General features: G+C 70.6%; 21 protein-coding genes and 1 pseudogene. 12 read left to right on the forward strand and 10 right to left on the reverse strand.

Going from position 1 to position 23467, the window contains the following annotated elements:
* The 4 genes and pseudogenes from IG99_RS30085 to IG99_RS30100 form a co-directional block, all read right to left on the reverse strand.
* Nucleotides 1–780 (reverse strand): annotated as a pseudogene (locus IG99_RS30085) (hypothetical protein); the annotation flags it as partial.
* The gene (locus tag IG99_RS30090) at nucleotides 762–1502 is read right to left on the reverse strand and encodes an ABC transporter ATP-binding protein (RefSeq protein ID WP_037679377.1); all 741 of its coding nucleotides are present in this window, start codon (nucleotides 1500–1502) and stop codon (nucleotides 762–764) included. The gene IG99_RS30090 and the pseudogene IG99_RS30085, both read right to left, overlap by 19 nt.
* Before the next feature lie 233 nt (nucleotides 1503–1735).
* Entirely contained in the window at nucleotides 1736–3100 is a 1365-nt protein-coding gene (locus IG99_RS30095) for an aspartate aminotransferase family protein (protein WP_037679379.1), read from the reverse strand.
* A 2-nt stretch (nucleotides 3101–3102) separates the two neighbouring features.
* The gene (locus IG99_RS30100; protein ID WP_037679381.1) at nucleotides 3103–3621 is read right to left on the reverse strand and encodes an Lrp/AsnC family transcriptional regulator; all 519 of its coding nucleotides are present in this window, start codon (nucleotides 3619–3621) and stop codon (nucleotides 3103–3105) included.
* A gap of 168 nt (nucleotides 3622–3789) precedes the next feature.
* Between IG99_RS30100 and IG99_RS30105 the strand changes: the two genes are divergently transcribed.
* The 3 genes from IG99_RS30105 to IG99_RS30115 all read left to right on the forward strand — a co-directional run bounded on the left by IG99_RS30105 (nucleotide 3790) and on the right by IG99_RS30115 (nucleotide 8404).
* Nucleotides 3790–5229: a gamma-aminobutyraldehyde dehydrogenase gene (locus tag IG99_RS30105; RefSeq protein ID WP_037679382.1), complete on the forward strand. Its 1440-nt coding sequence runs from the start codon at nucleotides 3790–3792 to the stop codon at nucleotides 5227–5229.
* Between the two features lie 107 nt (nucleotides 5230–5336).
* Nucleotides 5337–6524, forward strand: coding sequence for a polyamine ABC transporter substrate-binding protein (locus IG99_RS30110; protein WP_037679557.1), 1188 nt, complete (start codon nucleotides 5337–5339; stop codon nucleotides 6522–6524).
* Nucleotides 6525–6709: 185 nt separating this feature from the next.
* Nucleotides 6710–8404, forward strand: coding sequence for a sigma-70 family RNA polymerase sigma factor (locus tag IG99_RS30115; RefSeq protein ID WP_037679384.1), 1695 nt, complete (start codon nucleotides 6710–6712; stop codon nucleotides 8402–8404).
* A 201-nt stretch (nucleotides 8405–8605) separates the two neighbouring features.
* On the opposite strand, the gene cpt is transcribed toward IG99_RS30115, so the two are convergent.
* From cpt to IG99_RS30130, 3 genes are all read right to left on the reverse strand, one after another.
* Nucleotides 8606–9133 (reverse strand): chloramphenicol phosphotransferase CPT, encoded by a 528-nt coding sequence (gene cpt / locus IG99_RS30120; protein WP_037679387.1) that lies wholly within the window; start codon nucleotides 9131–9133, stop codon nucleotides 8606–8608.
* Nucleotides 9134–9220: 87 nt separating this feature from the next.
* Entirely contained in the window at nucleotides 9221–9904 is a 684-nt protein-coding gene (locus IG99_RS30125) for a glycerophosphodiester phosphodiesterase (protein WP_037679559.1), read from the reverse strand.
* A gap of 20 nt (nucleotides 9905–9924) precedes the next feature.
* Nucleotides 9925–10986 (reverse strand): adenosine deaminase, encoded by a 1062-nt coding sequence (locus tag IG99_RS30130; protein ID WP_037679388.1) that lies wholly within the window; start codon nucleotides 10984–10986, stop codon nucleotides 9925–9927.
* A gap of 191 nt (nucleotides 10987–11177) precedes the next feature.
* Here IG99_RS30130 and IG99_RS30135 point away from each other — a divergent pair, with 191 nt between their 5' ends.
* Together IG99_RS30135 and IG99_RS30140 are read left to right on the forward strand one after the other, a co-directional pair.
* On the forward strand, nucleotides 11178–11885 hold the full coding sequence (locus IG99_RS30135) for a DUF4190 domain-containing protein (RefSeq protein ID WP_037679390.1): 708 nt from the start codon (nucleotides 11178–11180) through the stop codon (nucleotides 11883–11885).
* Nucleotides 11886–11962: 77 nt separating this feature from the next.
* Nucleotides 11963–12418 (forward strand): DUF4190 domain-containing protein, encoded by a 456-nt coding sequence (locus IG99_RS30140; RefSeq protein ID WP_037679392.1) that lies wholly within the window; start codon nucleotides 11963–11965, stop codon nucleotides 12416–12418.
* A 90-nt stretch (nucleotides 12419–12508) separates the two neighbouring features.
* Here IG99_RS30140 and IG99_RS30145 read toward each other — a convergent pair whose 3' ends face one another.
* Nucleotides 12509–13066 carry an NADAR family protein gene (locus IG99_RS30145; RefSeq protein WP_107056060.1) on the reverse strand — a complete coding sequence of 186 codons (558 nt, stop codon included), beginning with the start codon at nucleotides 13064–13066 and terminating at the stop codon, nucleotides 12509–12511.
* A 205-nt stretch (nucleotides 13067–13271) separates the two neighbouring features.
* On the opposite strand from IG99_RS30145, the gene IG99_RS30150 reads away from it, so the two are divergent.
* The 7 genes from IG99_RS30150 to IG99_RS30180 all read left to right on the forward strand — a co-directional run bounded on the left by IG99_RS30150 (nucleotide 13272) and on the right by IG99_RS30180 (nucleotide 21044).
* Nucleotides 13272–14807 carry a gamma-aminobutyraldehyde dehydrogenase gene (locus IG99_RS30150; RefSeq protein WP_037679394.1) on the forward strand — a complete coding sequence of 512 codons (1536 nt, stop codon included), beginning with the start codon at nucleotides 13272–13274 and terminating at the stop codon, nucleotides 14805–14807.
* 62 nt (nucleotides 14808–14869) lie between these two features.
* Nucleotides 14870–16117: a polyamine ABC transporter substrate-binding protein gene (locus tag IG99_RS30155; RefSeq protein WP_037679397.1), complete on the forward strand. Its 1248-nt coding sequence runs from the start codon at nucleotides 14870–14872 to the stop codon at nucleotides 16115–16117.
* A gap of 5 nt (nucleotides 16118–16122) precedes the next feature.
* On the forward strand, nucleotides 16123–17265 hold the full coding sequence (locus IG99_RS30160) for an ABC transporter ATP-binding protein (RefSeq protein WP_199815639.1): 1143 nt from the start codon (nucleotides 16123–16125) through the stop codon (nucleotides 17263–17265).
* Nucleotides 17265–18194: an ABC transporter permease gene (locus IG99_RS30165; protein ID WP_037679401.1), complete on the forward strand. Its 930-nt coding sequence runs from the start codon at nucleotides 17265–17267 to the stop codon at nucleotides 18192–18194. The genes IG99_RS30160 and IG99_RS30165 overlap by 1 nt, the downstream gene beginning before the upstream one ends.
* Nucleotides 18195–18995, forward strand: coding sequence for an ABC transporter permease (locus tag IG99_RS30170; RefSeq protein ID WP_037679404.1), 801 nt, complete (start codon nucleotides 18195–18197; stop codon nucleotides 18993–18995).
* A 12-nt stretch (nucleotides 18996–19007) separates the two neighbouring features.
* The gene (locus IG99_RS30175; RefSeq protein WP_037679407.1) at nucleotides 19008–20426 is read left to right on the forward strand and encodes an NAD(P)/FAD-dependent oxidoreductase; all 1419 of its coding nucleotides are present in this window, start codon (nucleotides 19008–19010) and stop codon (nucleotides 20424–20426) included.
* A 123-nt stretch (nucleotides 20427–20549) separates the two neighbouring features.
* Nucleotides 20550–21044, forward strand: coding sequence for a bifunctional DNA primase/polymerase (locus IG99_RS30180; RefSeq protein WP_051866071.1), 495 nt, complete (start codon nucleotides 20550–20552; stop codon nucleotides 21042–21044).
* Here IG99_RS30180 and IG99_RS30185 read toward each other — a convergent pair.
* Nucleotides 20983–21660, reverse strand: coding sequence for a phosphatase PAP2 family protein (locus IG99_RS30185; RefSeq protein WP_037679565.1), 678 nt, complete (start codon nucleotides 21658–21660; stop codon nucleotides 20983–20985). The two genes, IG99_RS30180 and IG99_RS30185, sit on opposite strands and share 62 nt — an antisense overlap.
* A 367-nt stretch (nucleotides 21661–22027) precedes the next feature.
* Nucleotides 22028–23362 carry a 4-aminobutyrate--2-oxoglutarate transaminase gene (gene gabT, locus IG99_RS30190; RefSeq protein ID WP_037679410.1) on the reverse strand — a complete coding sequence of 445 codons (1335 nt, stop codon included), beginning with the start codon at nucleotides 23360–23362 and terminating at the stop codon, nucleotides 22028–22030.
* Nucleotides 23363–23467 lie beyond the last annotated feature (105 nt).

The raw sequence follows: 23467 nt of genomic DNA on the forward strand, positions 1-23467 counted from the left end.
GGGGGGTGGGGGGCGCAGGGGGTCGGGATCCGGAACCGGTGTTTCTTCCGCGCCGTCGGGTGTGGCTGGGGGGTGGGTCGTGCTGCCCGGCGTCGGCGCGGTGCCGTCCATCTGTGCTGCGGCGTGGCCGTCAGCCGGCTCGGCCGGGGGCCGCCGTGGCAGGCGGGCGCCGAATCTGCCGTACGTTCCGAAGGTTTCCCGGGTCGTTGTGTGGCTCCATGCGCCGAAGTGGCCGAAGGCTCGGGGTCTGGGGGTGGGGGCGGAGTGGGGGTCGCGGGGGCGTAGGGCGAGGGCGACGGTGAGGGAGGCCGTGGCGGGGAGGAGGGAGAGGAGGGTCAGGGCCGCGGGGAGCGGGAGGGGGACGTCCACAGCGAGGAACTCCGCGGCCGCTCCGTCGAAGGGCATACCCGTGAGGTCACCTCGGAGGTGGAGGAAGAGCAGCAGCGCCAGCATGGAGCCGAGCGTGCAGGACAGGGCCGTCGTCGTCGCCGAGATCGCCATCAGGCGGGCCGGGCCCAGGCCGATCGCCGCGAGGCCGGGGCGGGGGCGGGTGCCGGGGTCGGTGCGGGCCACGGCGAGGGCGAAGTGAACGGTGGCGGCCAGCGGGACCAGGCACCAGGCCAGGCGCAGCACCGAGCCGCCCGGGTCTTCGGGGCGGCTCATGGCGTAGCCGAGGGTGCTCAGCAGGAGGAAGCCCGTCCCCGTCGAGGCCGCGGCCACCAGCAGGCGGCGCAGCTGGACGACGGGCTGGGAACCGCGCGTCAGACGGAGAGTGAGCACGAGGCCCGGCCTTCCATCTCCTTGACCGGCGGCAGGTGCACCGTCCGGACGCGCCGCCCGTCCAGCAGGGACACCGTGCGGTCGGCGAGGGCCGCGGTCTCCTGGTCGTGAGTGGCGAGGACGACCGTGATGCCGTGCGAGCGGGCCGCCGTCGTCAGGGTGCGCAGTACGTGCGCGCGGTCGGCGCGGTGCAGCGGCGCCGTCGGCTCGTCGGCGAACAACACCGACGGCGCCGGGGCCAGGGCGCGGGCGATGCAGGCCCGCTGGCGTTCGGCCTGTGTCAGCTGGTACGGCCGCTTGCGGGCCTGGTTGCCGACGTCGAGGCGCTCCAGCCACTCCAGGGCGGCCGCTTTGGCGCGTCGGCGGCTGGTGCCGCGCAGCATGAGGGGGAGCGCGGCGTTCTCCCAGACGGTCAGCTCCGGGACCAGCACCGGCGCCGGGTCGACCCAGCCGAAGCGGTCGCGGCGCAGCCGCTCGCGGGTGAGGGGGCCCATGGTGTGCACGGGGACGCTGTTGAACCAGACCTCGCCGCGCCGGGGCGGCACCAGGCCGGACAGACACCGCAGCAGCGTCGTCTTGCCGCTGCCGCGCGGACCGCTGACGGCGAGGATCTCACCGTCGCGGACCCCGAGCGAAATGCCGCTGAGCGCCGGTGATCCGTCGTTGTGGGTGAAGTGCAGCGACCGTGCCCAGAGCACGTCGTTGTCCGGCGGGGCCACCATGGGCATACACCTCGGTTCTGATCAGAAATGCCGTGCGCGACGCGCGAAATCCCCCGTGTGGGGGAACGAAGGCGGGGCCGATCGGTCACTGGCACGCTAGGCAGCCCAGGAGAGGCATCCGGACAGCACACGGCCCCGGGTCGCCGTTTCTCACTCGTACGGTCGACACCGGGGCCGGTGTTGATCACAGATTCAGTTGATCAGGTCGTCGTGCGCAGCCGCGCTGACGTCGCTCACAGCTTCGTCCACGCCTCCGTCAGGGTCGCGCGCAGGATCTGCTCGATCTCGTCGAACGTCTCCTGGTTGGAGATCAGCGGCGGAGCGAGCTGGACGACCGGGTCGCCGCGGTCGTCGGCGCGGCAGTAGAGGCCGTTGTCGAAGAGGGCCTTGGACAGGAAGCCGTAGAGGACGCGCTCGGTCTCCTCGGCGTTGAAGGACTCCTTCGTCGCCTTGTCCTTCACCAGCTCGATGCCGTAGAAGAAGCCGTTGCCGCGGACGTCGCCGACGATCGGCAGGTCGTGCAGCTTCTGGAGAGTGGAGAGGAACGCGCCCTCGTTGTCGAGGACGTGCTGGTTCAGGCCCTCGCGCTCGAAGAGGTCCAGGTTGGCGACGCCCACCGCCGCGGAGACCGGGTGGCCGCCGAAGGTGTAGCCGTGCAGGAAGGTGTTGTCGCCCTTGTAGAACGGCTCGGCCAGCCGGTCGGAGACGATGCAGGCGCCTATGGGGGAGTAGCCCGAGGTCATGCCCTTGGCGCAGGTGATCATGTCCGGGACGTAGCCGAACTTGTCGCAGGCGAACATCGTGCCCAGGCGGCCGAAGGCGCAGATGACCTCGTCCGAGACCAGCAGGACGTCGTACTGGTCGCAGATCTCGCGCACCCGCCGGAAGTAGCCGGGCGGGGGCGGGAAGCAGCCGCCCGCGTTCTGGACGGGCTCCAGGAAGACCGCGGCGACGGTGTCCGGGCCCTCGAAGAGGATCTGCTGCTCGATCTGGTCGGCGGCCCAGCGGCCGAAGGCCTCCGGATCGTCGCCGAAGATCGGGGCGCGGTAGATGTTGGTGTTCGGGACCTTGTGCGCGCCCGGGACCAGCGGCTCGAACGGTGCCTTCAGGCCCGGCAGGCCGGTGATGGACAGGGCACCCTGCGGGGTGCCGTGGTAGGCGACCGCGCGGGATATGACCTTGTACTTGGTGGGCTTGCCGACCAGCTTGAAGTACTGCTTGGCCAGCTTCCAGGCGGTCTCCACCGCCTCGCCGCCGCCGGTGGTGAAGAAGACCTTGTTGAGGTCGCCCGGCGCGTAGCCGGCGAGCCGCTCCGCGAGCTCCACGGCCTTGGGGTGGGCGTAGGACCACACCGGGAAGAACGCCAGCTCCTGCGCCTGCTTGAAGGCGGTCTCCGCGAGCTCCGTTCGGCCGTGCCCGGCCTGGACCACGAACAGACCGGCGAGACCGTCGAGGTAGCGCTTGCCCTTGTCGTCGTAGATGTGGGTGCCCTCGCCCCGGACGATGGTGGGGACGGGGGCGTTCTCGTACGAGGACATGCGGGTGAAGTGCATCCACAGGTGGTCGTACGCGGACTTGCTGAGGTCCTTTGTGCTCACGGTTATCGGGTTCCCCACATGTAGGTCTGCTTCTTGAGCTTGAGGTAGACGAAGCTCTCGGTGGAGCGCACGCCGGGCAGGGCCCGGATGCGTTTGTTGATGACGTCCAGCAGGTGGTCGTCGTCCTCGCAGACGATCTCGGCGAGGACGTCGAAGGAGCCCGCGGTCATCACCACGTACTCGACCTCGGCCATGTCGGACAGCGCGTCCGCGATCGACTCCACGTCGCCCTCGACGTTGATGCCGACCATCGCCTGCCGGCGGAAGCCCACGGTGAGCGGGTCCGTCACGGCGACGATCTGCATCACGCCCTGGTCGAGCAGCTTCTGGACGCGCTGGCGCACGGCCGCCTCGGAGAGGCCGACGGCCTTGCCGATCGCGGCGTACGGCCGGCGGCCGTCCTCCTGGAGCTGCTCGATGATGGCGAGGGAGACGGCGTCCAGGTGGGGGGTGCCGTTCCGGGACTCGCGCCCGGGGTCTCTCTGGTCTGCGCTTCGACTGGCCACGGCCTCACTGTGCACGAGGTCTCGTCGGTTCCGCAAGGTGTGACCGATGAAATTCGTTGTTACGGGCGCGCATCGCTGCGGAATTCGTAGGCGTGGCGGGATCGGGGGTGTTGAAAACGTGGAGGCACGGACTACGCTGGTGTCTCAGTAACTGGACACATCCCCGATCTTGGAGGGCCGGCAGTGAGCACCGAGCTGCGTCGTCTGCGCAATTACATCGACGGTGAGTTCCGGGACGCCGCCGACGGGCGGACCACCGACGTGGTCAACCCCGCGACGGGCGAGGCGTACGCGACCGCGCCGCTGTCCGGGCAGGCGGACGTCGACGCCGCGATGGCGGCCGCCGCCGCGGCCTTCCCCGGCTGGCGCGACACCACCCCGGCGGAGCGGCAGAAGGCACTGCTGAAGATCGCGGACGCCTTCGAGGAGCGCGCCGAGGAGCTCATCGCGGCGGAGGTGGAGAACACGGGCAAGCCGATCGGCCTGACCCGCTCCGAGGAGATCCCGCCGATGGTCGACCAGATCCGCTTCTTCGCGGGCGCGGCCCGGATGCTCGAGGGCCGGTCGGCCGGCGAGTACATGGACGGGATGACCTCGATCGTCCGCCGTGAGCCGGTCGGCGTCTGCGCACAGGTCGCGCCGTGGAACTACCCGATGATGATGGCCGTGTGGAAGTTCGCCCCGGCGATCGCCGCGGGCAACACCGTCGTGCTGAAGCCGTCGGACACGACCCCCGCGTCCACCGTCCTGATCGCCGACATCGTCGGCTCGATCCTCCCCAAGGGTGTCTTCAACGTCATCACCGGCGACCGCGACACCGGCCGGCTCATGGTCGAGCACCCGACCCCGGCGATGGCGTCCATCACCGGTTCCGTGCGCGCGGGCATGTCCGTCGCCGAGTCGGCGTCGCGCGACCTCAAGCGGGTCCACCTGGAACTGGGCGGCAAGGCGCCGGTCGTCGTCTTCGAGGACACCGACATCGCCAAGGCCGTCGAGGACATCTCCGTGGCGGGCTTCTTCAACGCCGGCCAGGACTGTACGGCGGCCACCCGCGTCCTCGTCCAGGAGGCCATCCACGACGAGTTCGTCGCGGCCCTGGCCAAGGCCGCCGCCGAGACGAAGACCGGGCACCCGGACGACGAGGACGTGCTGTACGGGCCGCTGAACAACCCCAACCAGCTCAAGCAGGTCGCCGGCTTCATCGAGCGCCTCCCCGCCCACGCGAAGGTCGAGGCGGGCGGCCACCAGGTCGGTGAGCGCGGCTACTTCTATGCGCCGACCGTCGTCTCGGGGCTGAAGCAGGATGACGAGATCATCCAGAAGGAGGTCTTCGGGCCGGTCATCACCGTGCAGTCCTTCTCGGACGAGGAGCAGGCGGTGAACTGGGCGAACGGGGTGGAGTACGCCCTCGCGTCGTCGGTGTGGACGAAGGACCACGGGCGGGCGATGCGGATGTCCAAGAAGCTGGACTTCGGGTGCGTGTGGATCAACACGCACATTCCGCTGGTCGCGGAGATGCCGCACGGTGGGTTCAAGAAGTCCGGGTACGGCAAGGACCTCTCGGGCTACGGGTTCGACGACTACACGCGGATCAAGCATGTGATGACGTCGCTGGACTCGTAGTTCGGCTGCGGGACCGTAGGGGCTTGTCGCGCCCACGCGGCGGAGCCGTGTATCGACACTGCCCCGCGCCCCTCAGGGGGCGCGGGGCAGTGCGGCATGCTGTCAAGGTGCGCCCTGTGTCCAAGACTTCCCTGTCCCGTCGGTCTCTTCTGCGGGCGGTCGGTGGCACCGCCGCCCTCGGCGGGCTCGCCGGGTGCGGGGTGCCCGCCGCCTATGTGAAGCCGGGCGACCGGGCCGCCGTCGATCACTCCGCGGACGAGAAGCGGCTCGACTGGGCCAACTGGCCGCTCTACATCGACACCGACGACGACGATCCCAACGCCCGGCCCACGCTGGAGGAGTTCGAGAAGCGCACCGGCATCTCCGTCGACTACGTCGAGGAGATCAACGACAACGACGAGTTCTTCGGCAAGGTCAGCCCCGCGCTGATGAACCATCAGCCGACGGGGCACGACCTGATCGTCATCAGCGACTGGATGTGCGCGCGGTTCGTACGACTGGGCTGGGTGCAGGAGATGGACCGGGCGCGACAGCCGAACGTCGCCGAGCACCTCGACCCGTTGTTGCGGGAGCCCGCCTTCGACCCCGGCCGGCGGTTCACGGTGCCCTGGCAGTCGGGGATCACGGGGATCGCGTACGACCGCCGGAAGCTGGGCCGGGAGATACGGCAGGTCTCCGACCTGTGGGCGAGCGACCTGAAGGGCCGCGTGACCCTGCTCTCCGGTCTCGACGAGGCGTTCGCGCTGCTGATGCAGGGCAACGGGGTGGACATCACCCGGTGGACGGCGGACGACTTCCACCGGGTCTGCGATCAGGTGGCCGCGCAGGTGAGGCGGGGACAGATCCGGCGCTTCACCGGCAACGACTACACCAAGGACCTGGTCAGCGGAGACGTGCTGGCCTGCCAGGCGTACTCGGGGGACGTGATCCAGCTCCAGGCGGACAACCCCGACATCCAATTCGTCGTGCCCGAGGAGGGCGCGGAGCTGTGGTCGGACTCGCTGATGGTCCCCGACCTGGCCCGCCACAAGGCCAACGCCGAGCGGCTGATCGACTACTACTACGAGCCCGAGGTCGCGGCCGAACTAGCGACCTGGGTGAACTACGTCTGCCCCGTCCCGGCGGCCCGGGAGGTCCTCGCCGCCTCCGACGAGGAGGAGACGGCCGCGCTCGCCGACAACCCGCTGATCTTCCCCGACGCGACCATGCGGCAACGCCTCGCGATCGCACGGGACATCACGGGCGCGGAGCGGGTGGGGTTCGCGAAGCGGTGGAACACGATCGTGGGGTTGTGAAGATCGCCGTCGCGTTCCACGGTCCCCACCGCGACCCGGTCACGGGATCCGGAAGATCAGCGGCTGGAGGCGCTCACCCCGGACACCGGAAAAAGTGTTATCGGCGCGGCCTTCACCCCGTCTCCTCATTGTGATGCCGGACATAGCCAATGTCCCGGGTCGGCCTGAGAGGGTGCGTGCAGCACATGAGGGAGGGCACCGTGGACACGCAGGCCTGGCGCTCGACCATCGCCGCCGCACAGGCCGGCGACCGGCAGGCGCTGGACGAGCTGGTCGAGGGGTGGCTCCCGCTCGTCTACAACATCGTCGGGCGGGCCCTGAACGGCCACGCCGACGTGGACGACGTCGTCCAGGAGACGATGCTGCGGGCCGTCGACCACCTCGGTTCGCTGCGCGACCCCGACAGCTTCCGGTCCTGGCTGGTCGCGATCGCCATGCGGCAGATCAGGGACCGGGCCCGCCGCAGGACGCCCGCACCCCTGGAGGAGTCCGGGGCGCGGGACGCCGCGGACTTCGCCGAACTCACCGTGCTCCGGCTCCAGCTGGAGGGCCAGCGGCGCGAGGTGGCGGAGGCGGTGCGCTGGCTCGACGACGAGGACCGGCAGCTGTTGTCGCTGTGGTGGCTGGAGGTCGCCGGCGAACTCACCCGGCGGGAGCTCGCCGCCGCCGTGGGGATCAGCCGGCAGCACGCCGCCGTGCGCGTCCAGCGGATGAAGGAGCGCCTGGAGACGTCCCGCGGCATCGTGCGGGCCCTGGGCGGCGCGTGCCCCGGCCTGCGCGAGCTGACCGCCCGCTGGAACGGGCGGCCCGACTCGGTGTGGCGCAAGCGGCTGGCCCGCCACATCCGGGGGTGCGGCTACTGCGGGGACACGCGAGAGTCGGTCGTCCCGGCGGAGCGGCTCCTCGTCGGCATCGCGCTGGTCCCGGTCCCGGTCGGCTTCACCCTCTCGCTGGCCCTCGGTGGCAAGACGGCGGCGGCCGCAACCGCCGCCGGTACCTCGGTCGGCTGGTCCGCCAAGGTGCTGGGCGCGCTCACCAAGCCCGCCGTGGCGATGACCGCGGGCGCGACCATCGTGGCGAGCGGCGCCTACGTCGTCGTACAGACCCCGGACGATCCACCGCCGCGTGCCGCAGCCTCGCCCACGGCGGCGAGCACCCCCGCACCGCTCTCTTCGCCCGCCGCCCCGCCCACGCCGTCGTCGTCACCGTCACGTTCGGCATCGCCGTCTGCGTCGCCGTCGACGAAGGCGGACGCGTACGGCAGTGTCGTCGACGCCGTCGACCGGGCACCCGACCCCGACGCCCGGCCCGCGGCTCTGCCGCACCGGCCCGAGACCGGTGTCACCAGCACCGGCGGCGCGCACGCCACCATGAACCACCGCGGGGACGGCGTCACACTCAGCGGCAAGGGCTATGTCCTCGTCCGCTGGCAGCTGTCCCCGCAGTACCGGGCCGGTGCCCTGGTCATGCCGGCCTGGACCGGACTGAAGGGCAGGCTCTTCCACGTGGCCTCCGGCGGCGGCCGCCGCATGGACGACCGCGTCAGCAGCACCGACCCCTCCGCCACCGGCATGGGCAACGCGACCACCGGCTACGCCGTCCTGCCCTCCGGCACCCAGCAGATGTGGCAGAACGAGTACTTCTACGTCGACGGCAGCGTCACCCTCACCGTGAACGAGCGGGGCGCCGACTACGGCCTGAACGTCTTCCCCACGACGTGGGACAAGGTGGAGGAGGACGTGCTGACCGGTCCCCCCGAGGGCGCGAAGCGCTACGGCCTCGTCCGCGACACCGGCGGCGACGACACCCCCGTACCGCAGTACGCCACCCGCGTGAACCCCGCCGACCCGGCGACGGTGCCGCAGCGCTCGCGCGTGTAGCGGTCCTGGGCGTCCAGCACCGCGTCCCCGTGGTCGTGCGCCCAGGCGCCGAAGGGTTCGCTCGCACAGGCGGGTTCGGCGCGCGTGAGTGTGTGTCCGGGCTGGGCGCATGCGGCGCTCGCGGGCACCGCGCACGGCGGTCTCGCCGGGTGCCGACGCGCAGGCCACCGGGCCACCGCGGGAGTTCGCGGTCCTGCGGGCCTAGGACTTGTCGACGTGGGCGGCGATGGTGCGTGCGCACTCCAGGGACTCGGTGTGCGTCGTGTCCACCTCGAGGTCGTAGTGGACGCCCTCGTGGACCAGGTCGGCCTGTGACGCGGCCATCCCCCGGATGCGGTCTCCCCGTGCGACCTCGCGGCCTGCGGCGACCGCGCCGGCACACCTGACGCCGACCCACAGCACGGACAGTCCGCCCAGGGCCTTCAGCCACCGCTGCTGGGACGCCGCCCCGCCCAGGAACACGTCGTCGACGATGATCCGGGCGCCCGCACGGGCCATCGCCACGACGCCCTCCGCCCAGGCCGCCTGGAGCGCCATGAAGTCCGCGCCGACGTTCACCCCGCCGTCCGGGGCGAAGGTGATCCCCGTGTCCGACGCCTGCAACCTCGCGGGCAGGGCGTCGACGAACGAGTCGACGCCGAACGCCGGCCACGGATCCGGCAGTACGTCCTGAAGGCACCGTACGATCCCGGACTTCCCCGAGCTGGACCCTCCATTGAGAATGATCATCCGAGTCGTCACCGCGCCACAGTAGGCCGCTTCCCCGCACGGCACGAAACGAATATCGGCACCCCTAGGGGCTGTCCGGCGGAGCCCCTAGCTGCCTCGCAGCCCCAGCAGCACGTCGACGCGATTCGTCGTGATCGAGTCGACGCCCGCCTCCAGCAGGCGCCGCATGGAGCGGCGGGTGTCCGGGGTCCAGACGGAGAGCAGACGGCCGTCGCGGTGGACGCGTTCGGTGAGGGCTCGGTCGACCAGGGTGAAGCGGTAGTTGAGCCACCGCGGCCGTACCGCCTCCAGCAGAGCCGGCCGCGGTGGTGCCGAAGTCGTCCAGGTGAGGGCGATCTCGGCGGACGGGTCGGCGGCGCGGACGGCGAGCATGGCGGTGGCGTCGGCGCAGTAGTACACGCGGTCCTCCGCCCCGCTCTCGCGCACGACGTCCACGACCCGGCGGGCCGCCCGCACGTTCGGCGTGCCCGGCAGGTCGAGCATCACCCGGCTGCCGTCGGTCGCCGCCAGCGCCTCCGCCAGCGTCGGCACCCCGCCCTCCGTCAGCTCGCGCACCTCGGCCGCCGACAACGACAGCAGGGGCCGGTCCCGTTCCCACAGCCGCTTCAGCGTGTCGTCGTGCAGCAGTACCGGGACGCCGTCCCGGGTGAGCCGTACGTCGACCTCGACCGCGTCCGCGCCCAGGGCGAGCGCGGAACGCAGCGAGTCGAGGGTGTTCTCCCGGACGCGGTAGGGGTCGCCGCGGTGGGCCACGGCGGTCACGTTCTGCATGGGCCCCATTGTGGTGGAGGTCAGGAGGCGAGCCACCCGGAGGTGTAGGCGTCGATCTCGTCCTTGATACGGGCCTTGCCGGCCGCGTCGAGGAAGGACGCCTCCACCGCGTTGCCCGCCAGGTCCGCCAGCCCCCGCTCGTCGAGGTCGAGGAGGCGGGCGGCGACCGCGTACTCGTTGTTGAGGTCGGTGCCGAACATCGGCGGGTCGTCGGAGTTGATCGTGACCAGGACCCCGGCGCGGGTGAACTCCTTGATGGGGTGCTCGTCCAGGGTGCGGACCGCGCGCGTGGCGATGTTGGAGGTCGGGCACACCTCCAGCGCGACGCGGTGCTCGGCGAGGTGCGCGAGCAGCTTCTCGTCCTGGGCGGAGCTCGTGCCGTGCCCGATGCGTTCGGCACGCAGGTGCGTGAGGGCGTCCCACACCGTCTCCGGGCCGGTGGTCTCGCCCGCGTGCGGCACCGAGCGCAGCCCGGCCGCGATGGCCCGGTCGAAGTACGGCTTGAACTGCGGGCGGGGCACGCCGACCTCGGGCCCGCCGAGCCCGAAGGAGACCAGCCCCTCGGGGCGCAGCCGGTCGTCGGTGGCGAGCCGGGTCGTCTCCTCGGCGGCCTCCAGACCGGCCTCGCCGGGGATGTCGAAGCACCAGCGCAGCATGGTCCCGAACTCCGCCTCGGCCGCCTTGCGCGCGTCCTCGATCGCGTCCATGAAGGCCGCCTCGTCGATGCCGCGCCGGGTGGAGGAGAACGGGGTGATGGTCAGCTCCGCGTACCGCACCTGCTGGCGGGCCAGGTCCCGCGCCACCTCGTAGGTCAGCAGCCGTACGTCCTCGGGGGTGCGGATCAGGTCGACGACGGACAGGTACACCTCGATGAAGTGCGCGAAGTCCGTGAAGGTGAAGTAGTCGACCAGGGCCCCGGGGTCGGTGGGGACCTTGGAGTCCGGGTGGCGGGCGGCGAGTTCGGAGACGATGCGGGGGGAGGCGGATCCCACGTGGTGGACGTGCAGTTCGGCCTTCGGCAGTCCGGCGATGAAGGCGTTCAGGCCACGTGGGGTGTGCGGGTCGACGAGGTGGTCGGTCAAGGGGGCCTCCCCGGGCAGGGCGCCGGGCACGTGTGCGGTGCGGCGCGGGTGATCGGCTGATCGAGTTCAGGGCCATCGTAGGCCGCGTGCCCAAGGAGGCGACGGGGGCGGTGAGGTGCGCGGGACCAGGGGGTCGGGGCTGTGGGGCGAGGCCGTAGCATGGCGGGACGATCGACCCAGGGGGGACGGACATGTCAGACGCGACGCAGCCGAGCGGGGACGCCGGAGGCGGTCACGACCCTTGGGCGCCGCCCGAGAGCCGGCCGTCGCTGAGCAAGGACCAGCCGCCCGGCGCCCCGCAGCCGTCCACCCCGCAACCGCCGTCCGTGCACGACCAGGCGACGATCGCCTCCTTCCCCGCCGACGGCTTCGCCGCTCCCGGCCCCGCCCCGGCCGACTACGCCCCACCCGGCTACCCGCCGCCCGGCGCCACCCCGCCCGTCGGCGGCCCCGGCCCCGGCGTGCCACCCCCGCCCATCGCGCCCACCGGCCCCGCGGCCCCCGGCGGCTACGGCTACCCCGGCTACCCGCAGGGCTACGGCTGGTCCGGGATGCCGATGGCCCCGCAGAACGGCATGGGCCTCGCCGCGATGGTGCTGGGCATCCTGTCCTGCGCCCTGTTCTGCCTGTACGGCGTGGTCTCGCTCGTGCTCGGCATCCTCGCCGTGGTCTTCGGGATCAAGGGTCGCCGCAAGGCCGAGCGCGGCGAGGCCAACAACCACGGTCAGGCCCAGGCCGGTCTGATCATGGGTGTCATCGGCATCGTCCTCGGCGTCGTCGTGATCGTCCTGCTGGCGATCGGGATCACGGCCGCCATCAACGACGAGTCGAACTACGACGACGGTGACTACTACGGCGCCCTCCCCGTCGTCACGCAGTCCGCCCCGGCGGTTCGCTGACTGCTCTCCCAAACGCTTTCCCCCGCAGTGAGCTGGGCCACTACGATGCTTGACTGTCAACGAGGGGAGAGCAGTTCATGTCTGACACCAATCCCGGTCCCGGTGGCTTCGGGCCGCCACCGTCCCAGCCGCCGGCGGGGGGATACGCCTACCCACAGCCCGGCCAGCAGTCCGCCCCGGGGTACGGCTACCCGCACCAGGCTCCGTCCTACCCGGCCGCGCCGCCCATGGGCTACCCGCAGGCGCCCGGCTACGGCATGCCGCCGCAGCCGAGCAACGGCATGGGCACCACCGGACTGGTGCTGGGCATCATCGGCGTGGTGTGCAGCGTGACCTTCTTCCTGTGGTTCTTCGGGGTCATCCTCGGGATCCTGGCGATCATCTTCGGCGCGATCGGCCGGGGGAAGGCCAACCGAGGTGAGGCGACCAACAAGGGTGCGGCGACGGCGGGGCTCGTCTGCGGCATCGTGGCCACGGTGATCCTGCCGCTGCTGGGGCTGCTGCTCTTCGCGAGCGTCATGAGCATGGCCTGACGCTGAGAGTCAGCTGAGAGTCAGATGAGGGCCGGTCCACGGGACCGGCCCTTTCTCACGCCACCCCGGCCCTCACGCGGCCCGTGCCTCTCACGCCACCCCGGCCCTCACGCGGCCCGTGCCTCTCACGCCACCCCGGCCCTCACGCCCCCGCCAGCGCTCGGGGTTCGCGGCCCGTTCGTCGTCGGCGGCCAGCCCGATGCCCCACACCCGGTCCAATGGGCTGGCCTCCACCAGCACCCGGCCCCCCGTCCCCAGCAGGAACTCCCGCAGGTCGGCGTGTGCGGCGAACTTGTGGACGCTGCCCTCGACGACGACGGCGAACCGCTCCCGCTCCCACGCGGAGTCCTCGAAGCCCCGCACCAGCCGCCCGGCCTTCTTGGCGGCCGCGGGACTCGTGGCCGTGACCGCCTTCTCCTCCGCCTCGGCGTCGCCGAAGAGCCGGGCCTTCGCGGCCATCATCCAGTGCTCCGCCGTCGCGTACTCCACCCCGTCCACCGTGAACGGTGACGGCCACCACTGGCTCAGGCAGCTCGCGCCCACCCGCCCGTCGGCGCGCGGCCGGTGTCCCCAGAAGTGGAGGTACTTGACCCTCGCCCCCGCGCGGACCTCCCCGACCAGGGTGTCCCAAGAATCGATCTTTCCCATGCCGGGGAGTCTGGCACGCACCACTGACACAACGTCCCTCGTTTTCCATGTCGACTCGACACCTGGTCGACAGATTCCGTCGCGTAACCAAAAGGCAACAACGGAATCACTTGTTGAGGTGGCATCGCTCTGTCAGGATCGGCACTCAAATCGAGCTGGAGCTACGCCACCCGCCTCGGGGCGGGGCGCCGGCGGAGGAGACGACATGCAGAAACCGGGCACCGCCACCCCGGAACGGTTTCCGGCCCAGGCGCGTTTCGCGGACGGCGCGCAGTACATCGCGGGCCGCCCGACGAAGGGCACCTCCGGCCACACCCACACCGTGGTCGACCCGGCCACCGGCGAGGAGGTGTACACGTACGACCTCGCGGGCGCCGACGACGTCGACGCGGCCGTGGCCGCCGCGCGGGAGGCGTTCCCCGGCTGGGCGGGCGCCACCCCCGGCGAGCGTTCGGACGCCCTGCACCGCTTCGCCGCCGTCATCGCCGACCGCGCCGAGGACTTCGCCCGGGCCGAGTCGCTGCAGTGCGGCAAGCCGCTGAAGCTGACCCGCGAGTTCGACGTCCCCGGCACCATCGACAACACCGCCTTCTTCGCAGGGGCGGCCCGCCACCTGAACGGCCAGTCCGGCGGCGAGTACTCCGGTGACCACACCTCCTACGTGCGCCGCGAGCCCATCGGTGTGGTCGGCTCCATCGCGCCCTGGAACTACCCCCTCCAGATGGCCGCCTGGAAAATCCTCCCGGCGATCGCCGCGGGCAACACGATCGTGCTCAAGCCCGCCGAGCTCACCCCGCTCACCTCGCTGCTGTTCGCGCGGGCCGCCACGGACGCCGGGATCCCGGACGGCGTGATCAACATCGTCACCGGCACCGGGCGGGAGGCCGGGGAGCACCTGGTCGGTCACCCCGATGTGGCGATGACCTCCTTCACGGGTTCCACCGCCGTCGGCAAGCGGGTCGCGGAGATCGCCACCGCCACCGTCAAGCGCCTCCACCTGGAGCTGGGCGGCAAGGCGCCCTTCGTCGTCTTCGACGACGCCGACCTCGACGCCGCCGTCCACGGCGCGGTCGCGGGCGCGCTCATCAACACCGGCCAGGACTGCACGGCGGCCACGCGCGCGTACGTACAGCGGCCCCTCTACGAGGCGTTCGTGGAGAGGACGGCCGCCCTCATGGAGACCGTCCGGCTCGGCGACCCCTTCGTGCCCGGCACCGACCTCGGCCCGCTGGTCTCGCACGCCCAGCGCGACCGGGTCGCCGCCTTCGTCGACCGGGCGCGTGCCTACGCGCGCGTGGTCACCGGCGGCGAGATCCCGGGAGGGGACCTCGCGAACGGCGCGTACTACCGGCCCACCCTCATCGCCGACGCGCCCCAGGACGGTGAGGTCGTCCAGTCGGAGATCTTCGGACCGGTCCTCGTCGTGCTGCCCTTCGACACCGACGACGAGGGCATCCGGCTCGCCAACGACACCCCTTACGGTCTCGCGGCCTCCGCGTGGAGCCGGGACGTCTACCGGGCCAACCGCGCCACCCGCGAGATCAAGGCGGGCTGCGTGTGGGTCAACGACCACATCCCGATCATCAGCGAGATGCCGCACGGAGGGTACAAGGCGTCCGGCTTCGGCAAGGACATGTCCGCGTACTCGTTCGAGGAATACACCCAGATCAAGCACGTCATGTTCGACAACACCGCGGTGGTCCGCAAGGACTGGCACCGCACCGTCTTCGGGGACCGATAAGCACCGACAGCAGCGACAGGCCGCCGACCACGGCCGCACCCCTCGAAAGGGCAACCACGCGCATGGAGCAGTACGAGCCCGACCGCCTGTCCCCGGCCCAAGTGGCCGCGACGCGGCGCAGTCTCCGGGGCGGCCGGGCCGCCATGACCCGCCGTTCGCTGCTGCGCGCCTCCACGGGCGGAGCGTTGGCCCTCGGCGGACTCGGGACGCTGAGCGCCTGCGGGATCCCCGCGGCCGCCAAGACCGCGGGCGGCACGTCCGCCGAGGACCACTCGGCGAAGGAGAAGACGATCAACTTCTCCAATTGGACCGAGTACATGGACGTCGACGACAGCGGCAAGCACCACCCCACGCTGGACGCCTTCACCGAGCGCACCGGCATCAAGGTCAAATACACCGAGGACATCAACGACAACAGCGAGTTCTTCGGCAAGATCAAGCCGCAGCTCGCCGCGGGCCAGGACACCGGCCGCGACATCATCGTCCTCACCGACTGGCTGGCCGCCCGGCTGATCCGCCTCGGCTGGGTCCAGAAACTGGACGCGTCCCTGCTGCCGCACGCCTTCGCCAACCTCTCCCAGCAGTTCCGCAGCCCCGACTGGGACCCGGGCCGCGCCTACTCGTACCCCTGGCAGGGCATCTCGACGGTCATCGCGTTCAACAAGAAGGCCCTCGACGGTGTCGAGGTGAAGTCGGTCTCCGACCTGCTGGACAACCCCAGGCTCAAGGGCCGCGTCGGCTTCCTCACCGAGATGCGCGACACGATCGGGATGACCCTGCTCGACCTGGGCAAGGCCCCGGAGAAGTTCACCGACGACGACTACGACGCCGCGATCGCCCGCCTCCAGAAGGGCGTCGACAAGGGCCAGATACGTCGCTTCACCGGCAACGACTACACCTCCGACCTCGCCAAGGGCGACCTGGCGGCCTGTATCGCCTGGGCCGGGGACGTGGTGCAGCTCAAGGCGGACAGCCCCGACGTCGACTTCGTCATCCCCGACAGCGGCTACCTGACCTCCAGCGACAACCTGCTGATCCCCAACAGGGCCCGCCACAAGACGAACGCCGAACGGCTCATCGACTACTACTACGAGCCGAAGCCGGCCGCCGAGCTCGCCGCCTACATCAACTACGTCTGTCCCGTCGACGGCGTGAAGGACGAGCTTGCGAAGATCGACGCGGATGCGGCGAACAATCCGCTGATCATCCCCGACAAGGCCATGCAGGCGAAGTCCCACGCCTTCCGCTCCCTGAGCGCGAAGGAAGAGACGGCCTACGAGGCGAAGTTCGCGAAGCTCACTGGGGCGTGACGACGATGAAGACGACCAGCAGCGGCGGCGACGTCCGCCTCACCGGCATCAGCAAGACCTACGGCTCCTTCACCGCCGTGCACCCGCTCGACCTGACCGTCCCGCAGGGCTCCTTCTTCGCCCTGCTCGGCGCCTCCGGCTGCGGCAAGACCACCACCCTGCGCATGATCGCCGGTCTGGAGGAACCTTCCTCCGGCACCGTGCACCTCGGCGAACAGGACGTCACCGCGCTCCCGCCCTACAAGCGGCCGGTGAACACGGTCTTCCAGTCCTACGCCCTCTTCCCGCACCTCGACATCTTCGAGAACGTCGCCTTCGGCCTGCGCCGGCGCGGCATCAGAAGCGTGAAGAAGCAGGTCGAGGACATGCTGGAGCTCGTCCAGCTCGGCGAACAGGCCCGCAAGAAGCCGCACCAGCTCTCCGGCGGCCAGCAGCAGCGTGTCGCCGTGGCCCGCGCGCTGATCAACCACCCCAAGGTGCTCCTGCTCGACGAGCCACTCGGTGCCCTCGACCTGAAGCTGCGCCGCCAGATGCAGCTGGAGCTCAAGCGCATCCAGACCGAGGTCGGCATCACCTTCGTGCACGTCACCCACGACCAGGAGGAGGCCATGACGATGGCCGACACGATCGCGGTGATGAACGCGGGCCGCGTCGAACAACTCGGCTCGCCCACCGACCTGTACGAGAACCCGCGGACCACGTTCGTCGCCAACTTCCTCGGCACGTCCAACTTCATCGAGGCCGAGATCGACTCGAAGAGCGGCGACGAGATCGTGCTCAAGGCGGGCGGCGGCAAGCTCGTCCTGTCCGAGGCACGGTGCGGCGCGCCCGCCCCCACCGGAGGCAGGGTGCTGGTCGGTGTCCGCCCGGAGAAGATCTCCCTCACCCACGCCGACGACGCCGGCGAGATACCCGAGGGCCGCAACCGCATCACCGGGAAGATCGCAGACTCCAGTTTCATCGGCGTCTCCACGCAGTACGTGGTCGACAGCCCCGTCTGCTCCGACTTCGAGGTCTACGCGCAGAACATCGACCGCGATCCGCGGCTCGTGCCCGGCGCCGAGGTCGTCCTGCACTGGAACCCCGCGCACACCTTCGGCCTGGACGCGAGCCAGGACGCGGAGGCCGGAGTGGAGGAGGCGGCCTGATGACCACACTCACCGAGGCGCCACCGCCCCTCGCACCGGCGGCATCCGAGCCGAAACCCCAAAGACGCAGGGGCCGCTGGACGCCGTACTGGCTGCTGCTGCCCGGCATCCTGTGGCTGCTGGTCTTCTTCGCGCTGCCGATGATCTACCAGGCCTCCACGTCCGTGCAGACGGGCTCCCTGGAGGAGGGCTACAAGGTCACCTGGCACTTCGCGACCTACTGGGACGCGCTGAGCGAGTACTGGCCGCAGTTCCTGCGGTCGGTCGCCTACGCGGCCGCGGCGACGGTCCTGTGCCTGGTGCTGGGCTACCCGCTCGCGTACCTGATCGCCTTCCGCGCGGGACGCTGGCGCAACCTGATCATGATCCTGGTGATCGCGCCGTTCTTCACCAGCTTCCTGATCCGCACCCTCGCCTGGAAGACGATCCTCGCGGACGGCGGCCCGGTGGTCGGCGCGCTCAACACGCTGCACGTCCTGGACGTGACCAACTGGCTCGGCTGGACGGCCGGCGACCGCGTTCTCGCCACGCCCCTCGCGGTGGTGTGCGGACTGACGTACAACTTCCTGCCGTTCATGATCCTGCCGCTGTACACCTCGCTGGAGCGGATCGACGGGCGGCTGCACGAGGCGGCGGGCGACCTGTACGCGCGGCCGGTCACGACGTTCCGCAAGGTCACCTTCCCGCTGTCGATGCCGGGCGTGGTCTCCGGCACGCTGCTCACCTTCATCCCGGCGGCCGGCGACTACGTGAACGCCGAACTCCTCGGCTCCACGGACACCCGCATGATCGGAAACGTCATCCAGACGCAGTTCCTGCGGATCCTGGACTATCCGACGGCCGCGGCCCTGTCCTTCATTCTCATGGCCGCGATCCTTCTCATGGTCACCTTCTACATCCGCGGGTCCGGGACGGAGGATCTGGTTTAAATGCCCTTCGTCAACTGGCTCAAGCGACATCTCGTCGTCATCGCGGGACTGCTCACGCTCGCGTATCTCCTGCTGCCGAACGTCGTCGTCACGGTGTTCTCCTTCAACAAGCCGAAGGGGCGCTTCAACTACGAATGGCAGCAGTTCTCCACGGACGCCTGGAAGGACCCGTGCGGGGTCGCCGACCTGTGCGGCTCACTCTCGATCAGCCTGCAGATCGCGTTCTGGGCGACGCTCGGCGCCACCCTCCTCGGCACACTGATCGCCTTCGCGCTGGTCCGCTACCGCTTCCGCGCGCGGGGCGCCGTCAACTCGCTGATCTTCCTGCCGATGGCGATGCCCGAGGTCGTCATGGCCGCCTCGCTGCTCACCCTGTTCCTCAACCTGGGTGCTCAGCTTGGGTTCTGGACGATCCTCATCGCGCACATCATGTTCTGCCTCAGCTTCGTCGTCACCGCGGTCAAGGCGCGCGTGATGTCGATGGACCCGCGCCTGGAGCAGGCGGCCCAGGACCTCTACGCCGGACCGGTGCAGACGTTCCTGCGGGTCACCCTGCCCATCGCGGCCCCCGGAATCGCCGCGGGCGCGCTGCTCGCCTTCGCGCTCTCCTTCGACGATTTCATCATCACCAATTTCAACGCGGGCTCGACCGTCACCTTCCCCATGTTCGTCTGGGGTTCGGCACAACGCGGAACGCCCGTGCAGATCAACGTCATCGGCACGGCCATGTTCCTGCTCGCCGTGCTGTTCGTCCTGACCTCCATGGTCGTCGGCAGTCGCCGCAGCAGAAAGACATCGTAGGGAGTTGACATCATGGCCCCGAGCGCCATGAATCGCTGGACCAGAGCACTCTCCGAAGCACGGCCGGTCCCGTACTGGCTCGAAGATCCCGGCAAGCCCCACCCCGAGCCCGCCCTCACCGGCGCCGAGACCTGCGACCTGCTGGTCGTCGGCGGTGGTTACAGCGGGCTGTGGACCGCGCTCATCGCCAAGGAGCGCGACCCGGGACGGGATGTCGTTCTGCTGGAAGGCCGCGAGGTGGGCTGGGCCGCCTCCGGCCGCAACGGCGGCTTCTGCGCCGCCTCCCTCACCCACGGCCTGCCCAACGGCCTCGCCCGCTGGCCCGACGAGATCCACCGGCTCCAGGAGCTGGGCGCCCGCAACCTCGACGAGATCGAGCAGGCGGTCGCCCGCCACGGCATCGACTGCGACTTCGAACGCACCGGCGAGATCGACGTCGCGACCGAGACGTACCAGGCGTGGGAACTGCGCGACTGGTACGAGGAGATGGAGCGCCGGGGCCTCGCCGAGGGGGTGGAGTTCCTGGACGCCGACGCGGTCCGCGAACAGGTCGACTCACCGACCTTCGAGGCGGGCCTGTGGGACCGGCGGGGCGTGGCCATGATCCACCCCGCCAAGCTGGCCTGGGGCCTGAAACGGGCCTGCGTGCGGCTCGGCGTCCGGGTCCACGAGCACACGCCCGCCCTCGACCTGAAGCCGTACGGCGCCGGCATGGCCGTCCGCACCCCGTACGGCTCGGTCCGCGCGCGCCAGGTCGCCCTCGGCACCAACATCTTCCCCAATCTGGTCAGACGCGTCCGGTCGTACACCGTCCCGGTCTACGACTACGCGCTGATGACCGAGCCGCTGAGCGCCGGGCAACTGGCGTCGATCGGCTGGAAGAACCGCCAGGGGCTGGGCGACTCGGCCAACCAGTTCCACTACTTCCGCCTGTCCGCCGACAACCGCGTCCTGTGGGGCGGGTACGACGCGATCTACCCCTACGGCGGCCGGGTGCGCGCCGAGTACGACGACCGCCCGGAGACCTACGCCAAGCTCGCCGGCCACTTCTTCACCTGCTTCCCGCAGCTGGAGGGCGTCCGCTTCACCCACGCCTGGGGCGGCGCGATCGACACCTGCTCGCGCTTCTCCGCGTTCTTCGGCACCGCCCACCAGGGGAAGGTCGCCTACGCGGCCGGTTACACGGGCCTCGGCGTGGGCGCGACCCGGTTCGGTGCCGAGGTGATGCTCGACCTGCTGGCGGGGGAGCGCACGGAGCGCACCGAGCTGGAGATGGTGCGCAGGAAGCCGCTGCCGTTCCCGCCCGAGCCGTTCGCCTGGACCGGGATCGCGCTCACCAAGTGGTCGCTCGCCCGCGCGGACGCCCACGGCGGCCGGCGCAACCTGTGGCTGCGGACCATGGACCGGCTGGGACTCGGCTTCGACAGCTGAATGTGACCCAGGTCACTTGATCGAGTCGGGCAAACCCGCGTAATGCCCGACGGGGACCTCTCTCTTCCTCCGTAACGCCTTCGGCGTCACGACAACCACGGAAGATTCAGGGAGGTCCCCGCCATGACAGGGGCGAAGACGGCGGTCGACTGGCTCGCGGCCGTCGCACCGGATCCCGAGGCCTGCCGCTGGGAGTGGGAGCGCAGCCCGAACGGGGTCGCGCTGCTGCCCGCGGGCCGGGCCTGGGACGTGCTCATCCTGCCCGCCGAGCTCGGCTATCCGGCCCTCGACGTACTCACCCGCATCCTCGACCGACCCGGACCGGTGCTGGTCGACTTCGGCGACGCGCGCATGGGCTTCTTCGTGCCCGCGGGTACGGCGGCCCGCTGGCTCGGCACGGGCATCCGTACGGCCGGGACCGGCACCTGGATCGTGGTGCCGTACCCGGGACGGTCGAACGGCGGGGTGCGCTGGCTGGTCCTGCCGGACGGCTCCGGCACCCTCACCGACCCGGCCCTCCTCGAACTGGCCATGCACGAGGCGGCGGCGGATCTGGTCAGGAGGGAGCGGAGGCCGAAGGAGCAGAGGGGGCAGAGGGAGCCGAAGGAGAGGGAGTGAGGCGCCGGGAGCGCGCACGGGCCGTCAGCACCAGCCACAGGGCGCCGAGCAGCACCGCGCACAGGCACCAACTCCCCACGACGTCCAGGGGCCAGTGGTAGCCCCGGCGCACCAGACCGAACGACACGCCCAGTACCAAGGCCCCGCAGGTGACGACGAGCGCGCGGCGCACGAGGGGTGAGCGCAGCCAGGGGAGCAGGAGCAGGGTGGCGGAGCCGTACGCGACGGCGGCCGTGGCCGTGTGGCCCGAGGGGTAGTAGCCGATGCCCGGCGGCACGACCGACGTGCCGTGCCGGGCGGTCCACTCCTTCAGGGGCACGATCAGCGCCGGGACCAGGGCCATCAGGACGGTCGCGGCGACGGGCGGCAGCCACCAGCGGTGAGTGCCCGTGGAGCGCCCTCGCCAGGCGACGTACCCGATCGCGACCGCCAGGACCGGGACGGCGATCTGGACACCGCCGAGGTCGGAGAGCAGTTCGGAGAGGCGGTCCGGGTGGAGTAGCGCGTGGCTGATGTGCTCATCGGTGCGCACCAGGGGGCCGTCCGTGAGGATCTGCCAGGTGATCAGGGCGAAGAGGAGGGCCGGCGGGCCGAGCAGCAGGACGGCGAGGGGCATGCGCCCCAGCCTGTCAGGTGCGGAAGGGAAGGAGGTCGGCCACCCCGGAACAGGGGGGGGTGGTTCCGGGGTGGCCGTCCGGACCGGATTGTCGCTCGCCCCGGGGGGTTTGGGGCGGGCGACTGTCCGATCGGTGAGGAGATCCGGAGCCGTCAGGTCCCGGTTGTGTGCGCGAGGGCACGACCAGGTCGAAGCTGGGGAGGCCCCGGCCTGGGGTTCGCCCACAGTCCCCTGTGAGCGGGTGTATCTCTCATCTCGGTAGAACCTACGGCAGCGAATGGCCCCAGGACAGACGCACAGGCCTCCCGACATCCACCTCGCACACCTTCTTCACACGCTCTGCCGCTCACTCCGCAGAGCCCCCCGATCAGATGCGCGCGAAGGCCTGCTCGATGATGTCGAGACCCTCGTTCAGCAGGTCCTCGCCGATCACCAGCGGGGGCAGGAAACGCAGCACGTTGCCGTAGGTGCCACAGGTCAGGACCAACAGGCCCTCCTGGTGGCAGGCCTTGGCGAGGGCGGCGGTCGCCTCCGGGTTCGGCTCCTTCGTCGTACGGTCCTTGACCAGCTCGATGGCGATCATCGCGCCCCGGCCGCGCACGTCGCCGATCACGTCGAACTTCTCGGCCATGGCGGTCAGGCGGGCCTTCATGACCGCCTCGATGTTCTTCGCCCTGGCGTTGAGGTCGAGCTCCTTCATGGTCTCGATCGAGCCGAGCGCACCGGCGCAGGCGACCGGGTTGCCGCCGTAGGTGCCGCCGAGGCCGCCCGCGTGCGCGGCGTCCATGATCTCGGCGCGACCGGTGACGGCGGCGAGCGGCAGACCGCCCGCGATGCCCTTCGCCGTGGTGATCAGGTCCGGGACGATGCCCTCGTCCTCGCAGGCGAACCACTGGCCGGTGCGGCAGAAGCCGGACTGGATCTCGTCGGCCACGAAGACGATGCCGTTGTCCTTCGCGAACTGGCTGATCGCCGGCAGGAAGCCCTTGGCCGGCTCGATGAAGCCGCCCTCGCCGAGCACCGGCTCGATGATGATCGCGGCCACGTTGTCCGGACCCACCTGCTTGGTGATCTGGTCGATGGCCTGCGCGGCGGCCTCCGGGCCCGCGTTCTCCGGGCCGGTCGGCCAGCGGTAGCCGTACGCCAGCGGCATGCGGTACACCTCGGGAGCGAACGGGCCGAAGCCGTGCTTGTACGGCATGTTCTTCGCCGTCAGCGCCATGGTGAGGTTCGTACGGCCGTGGTAGCCGTGGTCGAACACGACGACCGCCTGGCGCCCGGTGTACGAGCGGGCGATCTTGACCGCGTTCTCGACGGCCTCGGCACCGCTGTTGAACAGCGCGGACTTCTTGGCGTGGTCGCCCGGGGTCAGCTCGGCGAGGGCCTCGGCGACCTCCACGTAACCCTCGTACGGCGTGACCATGAAACAGGTGTGGGTGAAGTCGGCGAGCTGGGCGGAGGCACGGCGTACGACGGCCTCGGCGGAGGCGCCGACGCTGGTGACCGCGATGCCGGAGCCGAAGTCGATGAGGCGGTTGCCGTCGACGTCCTCGATGATTCCGCCGCCCGCGCGCGCGGTGAACACGGGCAGCACCGAGCCCACGCCCTGGGCGACCGCGGCCACGCGGCGGGCCTGCAACTCCTGCGACTTGGGGCCGGGGATGGCGGTGACGACGCGGCGCTCCTGCGGAAGTGCGGTCATGGGGGGGCTCCTGGGTGTTCGCGGAGGGGGATTTGCGGATGCTTGCCTTCTTTTCCCGCAGGCTAAGACCGGGGAAGGGGCCGGGGCATGCTCCATGTGGGCGTT

Source organism: Streptomyces griseus subsp. griseus (genome assembly GCF_000720255.1).
In the GTDB taxonomy this organism is placed as follows: Bacteria; Actinomycetota; Actinomycetes; order Streptomycetales; family Streptomycetaceae; genus Streptomyces; species Streptomyces griseus_I.